This is a genomic window from Liquorilactobacillus ghanensis DSM 18630, from assembly GCF_001435235.1.
Taxonomy (GTDB): domain Bacteria; phylum Bacillota; class Bacilli; order Lactobacillales; family Lactobacillaceae; genus Liquorilactobacillus; species Liquorilactobacillus ghanensis.
The window spans coordinates 33,664-46,268 of record NZ_AZGB01000001.1 but is presented as its reverse complement, the minus strand read 5'-3'; the positions used below and the strand labels follow the sequence as shown (position 1 = coordinate 46,268).

The window sequence follows — 12,605 nt, the reverse complement described above, 5'->3', positions numbered from 1 at the left end:
TTAAACTGTGTTATTATCTGAGAAGAAACCAATTAGCAAGGAGTGAAATAGTGACTGAACGAGTAGAAAAGATTAATTTGCTTAATTTTATAATGATCGCATTGGGATCAAGTCTGTATGCTTTTGGATTAGTAATGATCAACATTGCAAACAATTTAGCTGAAGGCGGGATCACTGGGGTTACCTTGATTTTACGCTACTGGTTTCAGATCGATCCAGCAATTTCAACAGTTTTATTGAACATTCCACTGGTTATTATCGGGTATCGCTATTTAGGCAAAACGGCTTTAACTTACACAATTTTTGGAATTGGCAGCTTATCGTTTTTTATTTGGTTGTGGCAGCAAGTACCAGTGACGGTCAATATTGATCATGACTTATTTTTAGCTGGAATTTTGGCCGGCTTGATTGGCGGTTCGGGATCTGGATTAGTTTATCGTTTTGGTGGAACAACTGGCGGGACCGATATTGTAGCCCGAATTTTTGAGCGCAAGCGCGGGGTCGCCATGGGAAAAACTTTACTTAGCATTGATTGTGTAGTTTTGTTGCTATCTTTAAGTTATGTCAGTTTACGGAAAATGATGTACACATTGTTAGCATCATATGTTTTTTCTAAAATTGTTAACTTTACACTTGAAGGAGCATATGCCGCTCGCGGAGTAATCATTATCAGTGGACAACATCGAATGATTGCTGAAGATATCATTAATAACTTAAATCGTGGTGTCAGTTATCTGCAGGCAACAGGTGCTTATTCGAATGAACCGCGGCAAGCAATTTATTGTGTTATCAGTCCAAATGAATTAATGGAGCTTAAACATATTATTGCCCGACACGATGAACATGCTTTTGTTTCAATTTTAAGTGTTAATGAAGTTATTGGTGAGGGCTTTTCATATGACACGGCCAAAAAAAAAATTTTGCATCGTTAATTAATTAAGGATGAATGTCCTCATACTAAAATTAAGCAGAGAAATTATTGATTAGACCTGATCGGGTCTATTTTTTTGGTTAATTAAATCCAGCGTTTATTTTCTTAATTCAAAAAATATTGCTTACTTTGATTTCAATTATTGATAAAAAATAATTCAAATTAGTTTTGCTGGGTTAAGATTTTATTTGATATATTAAGTTTGAAAGTAATCTGTCAAGATGCAAGGCTGCTGACAATCTGTTAGAATAAAGAAAACAGAATGAAAAAAGAGGTTGATTTTTTATGGTAAAGATTCTGGTTGCCGGTTTTAAAGGACGGATGGGAAATACAACAGTAAAGATGGTCTTAGATCATCCAGGTTTTGAATTAGCAGCAGTTTATGATCCGCGTGCCAAAGAAAAAAATATCAATGAAATTGCAGAATTTTCTGATCTTGATGTACCAGTTTATCGGGAATTAACAGCGATTAGTTGCCATGATGTCGATGTTTGGATCGATTTCACTTCCCCAAAAGCAGTTTTTGCTAATGCTAAATTTGCATTGCAAAATAAAATTTCACCGGTTATCGGGACAACTGGATTGCAAGATGAACAGGTTGCAGAATTGAAAAAAGTTGCTCAGCAGACCCAAACAGGTGGTTTAATTGCGCCTAATTTTGGAATTTCGGCCGTTTTATTGATGCAATTTGCTCAACAGGCGGCAAAGTATCTGCCCGATGTTGAAATTATTGAGATGCATCATGATAACAAATTGGATGCTCCTAGTGGAACTGCCCTTAACACCGCTAAATTAATTGCAGAAGTTCGGCAGGAACATTATCAAGGAAATCCAGATGAAACCGAAGCCTTGCCGGGAGCAAGGGGAGCAAATTATCAGGGTATGCGAATCCACAGTGTCCGTTTGCCTGGGTATGTAGCTCATGAACAAGTTTTGTTCGGAGGACCAGGTGAAGCCTTAACAATTCGCCAAGATTCATTTGATCGTAGTTCTTTTATGTCGGGTGTAGCAGTAGCGGTTGAAAAAATAACTGATCAGCATGAATTATTAGTAGGGCTTGAGAATCTACTATGAGAGTTGCTAATTTACCTAAAATATTTCTTCAGGCCAGTCCCGTACTAAAAAAAATTCAGCAGGCTGGTTTTGAGGCTTATTTTGTTGGCGGTTGTGTTCGTGACTTGTTATTAGGCAAAGAGCCGCATGATGTTGATATTGCAACCAGTGCTTATCCGGCAGAAATAAAACAAATTTTCAAACGAACAATTGATACAGGAATCAAACATGGGACGGTTACGGTTTTGAATCAGCATCGGGCTTACGAAATTACAACATTTAGGACGGAAAGCAGTTATCAAGACTTTCGCCGCCCAGATCATGTAACATTTGTGCGCTCGTTAAATAATGACCTTCAACGGCGTGATTTGACAATTAACGCATTAGCGATGGATTTAAATGGGCAAATTATTGATTTATTCAATGGTTTGCAAGATCTTAAACAGGGAATTATTCGAGCAGTCGGCATCCCACATGAGAGATTTCATGAAGATGCACTGCGAATGATGCGGACAGTGCGTTTTGCCAGTCAATTGTCGTTTACTATAGAAACACAGACTTTAAACGCTATCACTGAAAATGCTCCGTTGCTTAAACATATTGCCGTTGAACGGATTCACGAGGAATGGCAGAAACTATTACTGGGTAGTTATCCACAAAAGGGACTAGCCCCGTTGTTGGAGACAAAACTTTATTGTTATTGTCCTAATTTTGCTGAACAAAAAGCTGTTTTAAAACAGTTGGTGAATTTACCACAGCTTAAATTTAATTCAGTTGCTGCCGGTTGGAGTTTGTTTGGTTATTTAGCACAGTTGTCAATTACTGAGATGATTAAGTTATTACGAGCTTGGAAAAGTTCGAATTCCTTAATTAAATCAACAACAGCTGCCATTCAAGCAACAAGGTCGGTAATGGATAACAAGTTAGATCAGTGGCAAATGTATTCATTGGGTTGGTCAGCTTTGCAAGTTGCGTGCGAAAATGTCAATCTTCTAGGTAAGAATTGTTCTCTTACAGCCATGCAGCAGCAATATCAAGCCTTACCGATAAAAAATGTTAAAGAATTAGCTGTTACGGGTGGTAGTTTGATAACCAGTTTGAATTTAAAACCGGGACCGCAAATCGGTGAATTGATTAATAATTTGGAAAAAGCAGTTGTCACCGGGCGTTTGCCTAACACGCCAGAACGCTTGCTGCAGCAAGCACAAAAACTTGTTTTAGAATAAGCGGGAAACAGCTAGTTTAGATGAAAGTGTGACCAAAGTGCAGACATTAAGAGTTGAAAATTTAAGTAAAACATATGGCGAAAAAGAACTATTTACAAAGCTTAATTTCTTAATTAATGAACATGATCGTTTAGGTTTAATTGGAGTTAATGGAACTGGGAAAAGCAGTCTGTTAAACGTCTTAGCAGGACTTGATCAAGCTGATCAAGGTGAATTGATCAAACCAAATGATTATCGAATTGCTTATTTACGCCAGCAACCACAACTAAATCCAACATCTTCGATTATGGAAGCAGTTTTTAGTGGGGCAGCTCCAATTTTTAAGATAACGCAAGAATATGAACGAATAGCGGCGGCATACGGGGAACAGCCTGATAATAAAAAAATTGAGCAAAAATATTTAACGATTGAAGCAAAAATGAATCAATTAGATGCCTGGGACGCCGAAAGTCAAGTCAAAACTATTCTGACGCAACTGCAAATTACTGATTTACAGCGAAAAATTTCTGAATTATCAGGTGGTCAGGTTAAACGTGTAGGATTAGCGCAAGTGCTGATTCAAGACCCGGATTTATTGATCCTAGATGAACCAACTAATCAGCTTGATTTTTCATCAATTAGCTGGTTAGAAGAGTATCTGAACAGTTTTAAAGGCGCTTTATTAGTTGTTACGCATGATCGTTACTTTTTAGATCGTGTAGCCAAAAAAATTATTGAATTGGATCATGGCCAACTCTACAGTTATTTAGGAAACTATCATGATTATGTTCGGCAAAAAGCAACTCGTCTGGAAAATGAGGCTGAGATTCAACATAAGCAAAAACAGCTTTACCAAAAAGAATTGGCGTGGATGCGGCATGGTGCTAAAGCTCGCAGTACTAAACAGCAAGCTCGCATCAATCGGTTTGAAACCCTAAAAGAAAACCTGCCAGCTGATCAGGCTGATGATCAGGTCGATTTGGCATTAGGGCAGCAGCGTTTAGGCAAAAAAGTAATCGAATTAAAAAAAGCTGATTTGCAACTAAGCGGGCAAAAAATAATTGATCAATTCAGTCTGTTAATTCAAGCTGGTCAACGAATTGGAATTACAGGGAAAAATGGAGCTGGTAAATCAAGTTTTTTAAATTTGCTGGCTGGAAGACTACCTTTGGCTGCAGGAGAGCTGATTATTGGTTCAACGGTTAAATTGGGGTACTATCAGCAGCAATTTGAAAAATTACCGCAAGATTTACGAGTAATTGATTATTTGAAAAAAATTGCACAACAAGTTACCGATCAGGCAGGAAATACTTTAAGTATTACGCAATTATTAGAACGTTTTTTATTTCCGCGTTACATGCATGGTATTTTAATCAGAAAATTATCTGGTGGTGAGCAACGACGACTGTATTTGTTGAAAATTTTAATGCAGCAGCCGAATGTTTTGTTGCTGGATGAACCGACTAACGATCTTGATATTCAAACTTTAACCATTTTAGAAGATTATTTAGCTGATTTTCAAGGAACGGTAATCACCGTGTCACATGATCGCTACTTTCTGGATAAAGTTGCTAAGAGATTGTTGATTTTTAATGGAAACGGTCAAATTAAATTATTTGATGGTAAATTGACCGATTATCTGCAACAAAAGCCAAAAGCAAAAAGTCATGTTTCCACTGCAAAAACAACTATCAAGAAGAACAGCTCAACTGAAAAGCAGCCGACAGCCAAGAAAACTAAACTAACATATGCTGAAAAAATTGAATTTAAACAGCTTGAGACTGATATTGATCAGTTGGAACACAAAAAAAGCACTATCAATCAACAGATGACCGAAATAGCTGCCAGTGATTACGGTAAATTGGCCGAATTACAACAACAATTAGATCAGTTAGATCAACAAATCGAGCAAAAGATGACACGCTGGGAAGAATTAAGTCAGTATGCTTAAGTTTACTTACAAAAGGAGAATAAAATGGCAATTGTAGAAACACCTTATCTCAACTTATTGCAAGATATTTTGCAAAAGGGACATGAAAAAAGTGATCGAACTGGAACTGGGACCCGTAGTTTGTTTGGTTATCAAATGCGTTTTAATCTCCAAGAGGGATTCCCATTACTAACAACAAAAAAAGTAGCGTTCGGCTTAATTAAAAGTGAGTTATTGTGGTTTTTACGAGGAGATACCAATATTCGCTTTTTGTTAAAACATAATAATCATATTTGGGACGAATGGGCTTTTAAAAATTGGGTTTCAAGTTCGGCTTATCAAGGACCAGATATGACAGACTTTGGTCAGCGCCGCTTGCAAGATCCCGATTTTAATCAAATTTATTTACAACAAAAAAAGAAATTTTGTAAGCTGATTTTGACAGATTCAACTTTTGCTGAGAAATTCGGTAACTTAGGTGATGTTTATGGTGCTCAGTGGCGTCACTGGCAAACACGCGATGGCCAATTCATTGACCAGATTCAAAATGTTATTGATGGGATCAAAAAAACGCCTGATTCACGTCGCTTAATTGTAACTGCCTGGAATCCAGAAGATGTGCCGCAAAGTGCACTACCTCCTTGTCATACGCTTTTTCAGTTTTATGTAAATCGAGGCAGATTAAGTTGTCAATTGTATCAGCGCAGCGCTGATGCTTTCTTAGGCGTTCCTTTTAATATTGCCAGTTATGCATTACTGACCTCACTGATCGCTCGAGAAACGGGTCTAGTACCTGGAGAATTCGTGCATACACTAGGTGATGCGCATTTGTACTTGAATCATTTGACACAAGCGCAAGAACAGCTAAGCAGAAAACCGCAAGCGGCACCACAGCTATGGTTAAACCCAGCCAAAAAGCACTTAGCTGATTTTGATGTTGCTGATATTAAAGTTATTGACTATCATCCAGCAGCGGCAATTAAAGCTCCAGTTGCTGTTTAAATTTAGAAGGGTGGAATTATGAATGCTGGCTTATATTTGGGCTGAAGACTTAAATCACCAAATCGGTTACCGCGGTCAGCTGCCGTGGCATTTGCCGGCAGATCTGGCACATTTTAAACGAATGACACAGGGGCATCCAATGATCATGGGACGTAAGACCTTTGCCAGCCTACCAGGAGTTCTTCCGGGACGTCCGCACTATGTGTTAACCAGATCAGCGAATTATGCGCAGAGTTATGCTGATGATCAACGAGTTAAAATTTTTCATACTAAGCAAGAGTTGGAAACCTTTATCGGAAACGATCAGCGGCTAAACTTTATCATTGGTGGAGCTAGTCTGTTTGCTAGTTTTGCGAATCAGGTCGACTTGTTGTATGTTACCAAAATTGCGGCAACCTTTGCCGGTGATGTAAAAATGCCACAATTGCCATGGTCGGAGTTTGATTTAGTGTGGGCAAAAAGAGGTAAAATGGATCAGCACAATCTTTATCCTTATCAATTTAAACTGTATTGTCGAAAAAATAGCAAACTACAGTTAAGCAGTTTAGAACCAGCATATAATTCTGCTAAAACCGTTATTTTAAAATAGAGTATTTTTAAAAATAATAAGCTTTTACTAAATTTTCTCATTTTTAAAATTCTAATGTGAATTTAATGACTATTTTTGCTATACTTTACTCATTATAGCCAATTCTAAATATTAGATATTATTCTAACGTAAAATCAATTGATTTTAGAAAGGAATCTTAGATTGAAGATTTTGAAAGCATGGCTGCAGTTTTTAGTAGTTTTGTTGGTTTTAACTTTAATCGTATTTGGTGCTTGGCATTTATTGGACCGAAACGAAAGTGCAACGCCAGCACAAACCAAAACCAGTAAAGCGATTTCCAAAAAGGCAGCTGTGTCAAGTAAAACAAAAAAAATAAAAACACAGCAATTGAAATTAGTAGCATTGGGTGATTCACTAACGCAGGGAGTTGGCGATACTACTAATCAAGGCGGATATGTTAATTTGATTCAGCAAAAACTGAATGCAATCCCTCATGTTAAAACGCAGACTTTTAATTACGGTAAAGCCGGTGATCGCAGTGACCAGATTTTACAACGGCTACAGGATTCGCAAACAATGCAGCAGCAGGTACGGCAGGCAAATGTAATTGTGATGACTGTTGGTGGGAATGATTTGATGCAGGTTTTTGAAAAACAATTTTCAAATTTAACCGATAGTCAATTAGCAACTGCCGTAACCGCTTCACGTAAAGTTTATCAAGACAAAGTTAATCAGTTACTTCAGCAAGTTCGGCAGTATAATTCAAATGCGCCGATTTTTGTTTACTCTGTCTATAATCCCTTTTATGTTTATTTTCCCAAAATTCAACAATTTCAAAAATACACTAAGCTTTGGAATACGACCACAAGTCAAGTTGTCGCACAAACAAAGCAAGCTTATTTTGTAAATATTGATCAACGAATGTCAGCTGGACAATATCATAAGAACACCAAAAAATTGCAGCAATCATCTACCACTGATATTACGACTTTAAACAAGACTAAAGTGGATCAGGTATTTAATGATAAAAAAGAAAAAAACAACTATTTGTCGCCAGCTGATCATTTTCATCCTAATTTAAAGGGATATCATTATATGACAGATCGATTGTATCAAGTTATGCTGCAACATAAAAAAACTTGGCGTAAATCGTAGGGGGTCAAATTTTGCAACGGACAAAGAATTCAGCAGCCAAGGCTGTAAAAAAACATAATTATTGGAAATGGGCTTTTATACTGTTATTGGCCATTGTTTTAGGAAGTGGCTTGTTTGTGATGCAGCAGGTAACTGCTCCTAATCAACAAGCAAGAGAAATAACGCAAAAAACAAGTTCACACCAACAGCATGCGACAATCAATGTTGAGATGAACAAACAGCAACTGAACACTACTATTAATTATTATTTGAAACGGCAACAAAAAAATAAAAAAATTAAATATCAATTTTATGTTGACCAAGCAGCAGTTTTGGTGGGAACTACTAAACTTTTAGGTCAACGAGTTTCGTTTTCACTTTATACCCAGCCGACAGTTACTAGTCAAGGTAATATTTTGTTGCATGCAAAGAGCGTTGCTATTGGCACTTTGAATGCTCCGCCTAAATTTATTCTAAGTTATATTCAAAAAAATTATAACTTGGGAAAATGGGTTACAATTGACAGTAAAAATGAAACTATTCGACTTAACTTGCGTCAAATCAAAGGCTTTCACGGTATCAGTGTGCGGGCACAGAAAATTGATTTGACTCAAAATCAATTTAAGTTTAAAGTTGATGTACCTTTTAAACAATAATTAATTTAGGAGGGGAAAATGTATCGCAAAAGCTTCTATCAGTACTTAATGACTGAACGTAACGACAATAGTTCAACTGCTTTGGCTCAATTCGCCAACAGTGCTTTCTTTGATCAGAGTTTTCCTAAGCAGTCACAAGATTATGATGAAATCTCGAACTATTTAGAATTGAATGCGGGATACTTGCCTTCCATGACCATTTTTGATCAAGCTTGGCAGCAATATTTAGAAAAAATGGAATAAAAATAATTAAGTTTGCGAGGAATTGATTATGTTTAAGCAAAAAAAGACCAAATCGGCAAAACGTTTTGGCTGGTTAGCAATTATTATCAGCAGTTTAACTTGTTTTATAGTCGGAGGAGGAATTGTCTTCTTGTTTATGAATCACCAACTGCAAGAAGCGGAAGCTACTAATCAGTCATTAGGCAAAATTAGCACAGTATACTCGGCTTTATATAATAACTATTATAAAAAAGTCAGCCGAACCAAATTAGTTAATGGTGCTTTGACTGGTATGGTTAATTCATTGGGAGATCCATTTTCAGAGTATATGTCAAAATCAGAGACAGAATCACTCAGCAATACTATTTCCAGCAGTTTTACCGGTATTGGTGCTGAAGTTCAAAAAAGTGGATCGCATATTGAAATAATATCGCCGATTAAGGGAACACCTGCCGAAAAAGCGGGATTGAAAGCTAGGGATATTATTGAAAAAATTAATAATAAATCAATAAACGGCTACTCCTTAAATAAAGCAGTTTCATTGATTCGCGGCAAAAAGGGAACTAATGTCACTTTAACTATTAAACGTGGCAGTGAAACATTCACCAAGACTATAAAACGTGACACTATTCCAGTTAAGACGGTTAATGGTAAAATTGTTAAGGGTCATCCAACAGTTGGTTATGTTCAAGTGTCAACTTTTTCTGAAAATACAGCTAAAGAATTTAAAGCTGAATTGAAGAATCTGCAAAAGAAGGGCGCCAAATCATTTATCATTGATATGCGTGATAATCCAGGTGGTTTAATGGATCAAGCATTGAAGATGTCTTCGATTTTTGTTAAAAACAATAAAGTTTTATTACGAGTTCAGCAACGGACGGGTGCTCAACAAGTTTACCGAGCTGGTAAAAAATTTGATGGTGGATATAAGATTAAGGGTAAGACAGTGGTTTTGATCAATAGTGGCAGTGCCAGTGCGGCAGAAATCTTTTCAGCAGCATTGCATCAATCAGCAGGTGATCAATTGATCGGTACGAAGTCATATGGTAAGGGTACAGTTCAAAATACAATGCCGTTTAACGATCAAACAGAACTTAAGATGACAATTGCTAAGTGGCTGACACCAAATGGTGATTGGATTAATCATAAGGGCTTGCAGCCGACAATTAAGGCAGATTATCCAAGTTACGCATATCAAACGGCAATTGATACTAAAAAAACTTATCAACAAGGGCAAGTTTCCGGTCAAATTAAAAAGTTGCAAATCTTATTAAATGCATTAAATTATAATTCTGGTCAAGCAAATGGTTACTTTAGCGATCAGACAGTCGCAGCTGTTAAGAAATTTCAACAGGCAAATGGTTTGAATGCAACTGGTCAAGCGGATGCACAAACAGTAAACAAGCTGGAAGAAAAAATAGCAGCACAAATTAGTCAACACGATGATGCTTATCAAACAGCAATCAAAGCTTTAAATTAAAGTTAGAAAAAAATGGAACGGTGACGTTCCATTTTTTTGAGTAAATTTCTGCTAAAATAACTTTAGACGGATAATCGATAGCGACTCTAGCAATCCTTTGGAGCGAAGTTAATGAAACTAAAATATAAATTAAAAATAAGTCATTTAAAATATTGGAGTGCCATTATCTTTTGGGCATTGTTAGCGGCAATTGCTGTTAAGTCTTTTTTGCTAGTGCCAATTCAAGTAGCCGGGAACTCAATGGAACCAACATTGCATTCAAAAGAAGAATTATTAATTATCCCACCGGGCAGAATTAAACGTTTTGATGTTGTGATAATTAAAACACCAAATAATGTTACTTATGTTAAACGGGTGATTGGTTTGCCTGGCGATACATTAAAATATCAAAATGATCATTTATATATTAATCATCGGCGCATTGCGGAACCGTTTATTAAAGATCAGGTAGCTGATAAATCAGAAAATTATACTTCTGATTTTACATTAAAAGAATTGACTGGATTAAAAAAAATTCCGCGTAATCAATATTTTGTTTTGGGTGATAATCGTCGAATAAGCAAAGATTCACGGACAATTGGAACAATTGAGGGAAGCTGGATAGTCGGTAAAGCGGTTTTGATTTATTGGCCGCTTAATCGCTGGCAGTGGTTGCATTATTATTGAGAGTACGGAGGAAGTAAATATGAATAAAATTCAATGGTATCCCGGACATATGGCAAAAGCAATCAGACAAATCAAAGAAAATTTGAAAATGGTTGACTTGGTTTTAGAGTTAGCTGATGCTCGTTTGCCAGAGTCATCAAGGAATCCCTTAGTGCAAGAATTACTAGTTAACAAGCCAAAGTTGTTGTTGTTAACTAAGAAAGATTTGGCTGATACATCTGAAACTCAAAAGTGGGTTAATCATTTTCAAGCACAACAACAAGCTGTTTTAGCAGTTAATAGCTTACATGAGCGAACCAGCGTGATTGAAAAAAAGATTCAACAAGTATTAGCTGACAAAACCGCGCGACAAAAACAACGCGGAATCAAGCAGCAGCGACTACGTGTGATGTGTTTGGGGATTCCCAATGTTGGCAAATCTACTCTATTAAATCAGCTGGTTGGGAAAAAAGCTGCCCAAACTGGTAATCGACCGGGAGTTACAAAGGCACAACAATGGCTTAAAGTAGGCAAAACACTAGATTTACTGGATACACCGGGGATTTTGTGGCCTAAATTTGAAGATCCTTTGGTTGGTCAAAAGCTGGCACTTACCGGCGCGATTAAAGATACTTTGTTTGCGGCGGATGATATTGCGTTGTTCGCACTGGAATTTTTTAAAAATAAACATCCCCAGCAGCTACTTGAACGTTATCATTTGACCGCAGCAGATCTACAACTTGAATTGCCGGATCTATTGTTGTTGATTACCAAGAAAATCGGTATGCGTGATGATTACGAACGCGCAAGTCAGCGAATTATTTTTGATTGTCGCCAAGGAAAACTTGGTCGCTATACATTGGACCAAGTACCAATATCTGCTAAAAAGTCGGCTGAAAAAAATGAAAAATGAGCTAACGATTAAAGATATTAAAAAAATATTAAATGGCCAGCCAGTTGAGCAACAATTGGAGCGGTTCAAAAATGATCCTCGTAAAGGAGTTCAACATTTACTCCAACAATTTTATCAAAAACAGCTTCGTCAGAAAGAAAAACAACAAGCTTTCGCATTACGATTTAAATATGAGAAATCTTTTTGGGACGCTGGTAAGTTGGTGGCTGGGATCGACGAAGTAGGTCGCGGTCCTTTAGCTGGTCCGGTAGTTGCAGCAGCGGTAATTTTACCGCAAGATTTTGCAATCTACCAGGTCAATGATTCAAAACAACTAAGCCGTAAATTACGTGAGGAATTGTATCCACAAATTTTACTGCAGGCTCAAGCTGTCGGAATTGGTGTAGCAGATAATCGTTTGATTGACAAGATCAATATCTATCAAGCAACACGAGTAGCAATGAAAAAAGCGGTTAATTCACTTAATTTAATGCCTCAGCAATTAATTATTGATGCAATGCAAATTGATTCTGATATTCCACAATTAAAACTAATCAAGGGTGATGCTCAGAGCAATAGTGTGGCAGCTGCCAGCATAGTTGCTAAGGTATGGCGTGATCATTTAATGGAATTTTACGATCATTTATATCCAGGTTATGACTTTGCAGCTAATGCTGGTTATGGGACAAAAGCCCATCTTGCTGGGTTAAAAGCCCGGGGTGTTACCCCCATTCACCGCCTGACATTTACGCCGGTAACAAATTCTTTTGAACATTAGTTTACTTTTGCGTAGTTTAATTATGTAGGAGGAAATTAACTGTTATTAAAAACGTAAGAAAAAAATTATCTTTCTTTTTTGAATGCGGGTATTTATCGCCGGTTCAGGTTTTATATAGCAATAAATC

The 12,605-nt window shown here is 37.0% G+C and carries 13 protein-coding genes; all 13 read left to right on the top strand.

Annotated elements, in window-relative coordinates; genetic code table 11:
- Positions 1-50: 50 nt before the first annotated feature.
- A complete protein-coding gene (locus FC89_RS00230; protein ID WP_157060617.1) occupies positions 51-932 on the top strand; it encodes a YitT family protein in 882 nt (293 codons plus the stop codon).
- A 284-nt stretch (positions 933-1,216) separates the two neighbouring features.
- Positions 1,217-2,005, top strand: a complete 789-nt coding sequence (dapB, locus tag FC89_RS00225; RefSeq protein ID WP_057870536.1) for a 4-hydroxy-tetrahydrodipicolinate reductase — start codon at positions 1,217-1,219, stop codon at positions 2,003-2,005.
- Positions 2,002-3,210: a CCA tRNA nucleotidyltransferase gene (locus FC89_RS00220; protein WP_057870535.1), complete on the top strand. Its 1,209-nt coding sequence runs from the start codon at positions 2,002-2,004 to the stop codon at positions 3,208-3,210. The genes dapB and FC89_RS00220 overlap by 4 nt, the downstream gene beginning before the upstream one ends.
- 37 nt (positions 3,211-3,247) lie before the next feature.
- On the top strand, positions 3,248-5,140 hold the full coding sequence (locus tag FC89_RS00215; protein ID WP_057870534.1) for an ABC-F family ATP-binding cassette domain-containing protein: 1,893 nt from the start codon (positions 3,248-3,250) through the stop codon (positions 5,138-5,140).
- A gap of 24 nt (positions 5,141-5,164) precedes the next feature.
- Positions 5,165-6,121, top strand: coding sequence for a thymidylate synthase (locus tag FC89_RS00210; RefSeq protein ID WP_057870533.1), 957 nt, complete (start codon positions 5,165-5,167; stop codon positions 6,119-6,121).
- 22 nt (positions 6,122-6,143) lie between these two features.
- Complete coding sequence (locus FC89_RS00205; protein ID WP_057870532.1) at positions 6,144-6,710, top strand: dihydrofolate reductase; 567 nt, start codon at positions 6,144-6,146, stop codon at positions 6,708-6,710.
- A 162-nt stretch (positions 6,711-6,872) separates the two neighbouring features.
- Positions 6,873-7,826, top strand: a complete 954-nt coding sequence (locus FC89_RS00200) for an SGNH/GDSL hydrolase family protein (RefSeq protein WP_057870531.1) — start codon at positions 6,873-6,875, stop codon at positions 7,824-7,826.
- 11 nt (positions 7,827-7,837) lie between these two features.
- Positions 7,838-8,461, top strand: a complete 624-nt coding sequence (locus FC89_RS00195; RefSeq protein WP_235804353.1) for a YpmS family protein — start codon at positions 7,838-7,840, stop codon at positions 8,459-8,461.
- An 18-nt stretch (positions 8,462-8,479) separates the two neighbouring features.
- Positions 8,480-8,704 carry a YozE family protein gene (locus FC89_RS00190; protein WP_057870529.1) on the top strand — a complete coding sequence of 75 codons (225 nt, stop codon included), beginning with the start codon at positions 8,480-8,482 and terminating at the stop codon, positions 8,702-8,704.
- A 28-nt stretch (positions 8,705-8,732) separates the two neighbouring features.
- On the top strand, positions 8,733-10,163 hold the full coding sequence (locus FC89_RS00185) for a S41 family peptidase (protein WP_057870528.1): 1,431 nt from the start codon (positions 8,733-8,735) through the stop codon (positions 10,161-10,163).
- Between the two features lie 111 nt (positions 10,164-10,274).
- Entirely contained in the window at positions 10,275-10,829 is a 555-nt protein-coding gene (gene lepB / locus FC89_RS00180; RefSeq protein WP_057870527.1) for a signal peptidase I, read from the top strand.
- A 19-nt stretch (positions 10,830-10,848) separates the two neighbouring features.
- On the top strand, positions 10,849-11,721 hold the full coding sequence (gene ylqF, locus FC89_RS00175) for a ribosome biogenesis GTPase YlqF (RefSeq protein ID WP_057870526.1): 873 nt from the start codon (positions 10,849-10,851) through the stop codon (positions 11,719-11,721).
- Positions 11,711-12,478, top strand: a complete 768-nt coding sequence (locus FC89_RS00170; RefSeq protein ID WP_057870525.1) for a ribonuclease HII — start codon at positions 11,711-11,713, stop codon at positions 12,476-12,478. Before ylqF ends, FC89_RS00170 begins: the two co-directional genes overlap by 11 nt.
- The last annotated feature ends 127 nt before the right edge of the window (positions 12,479-12,605 follow it).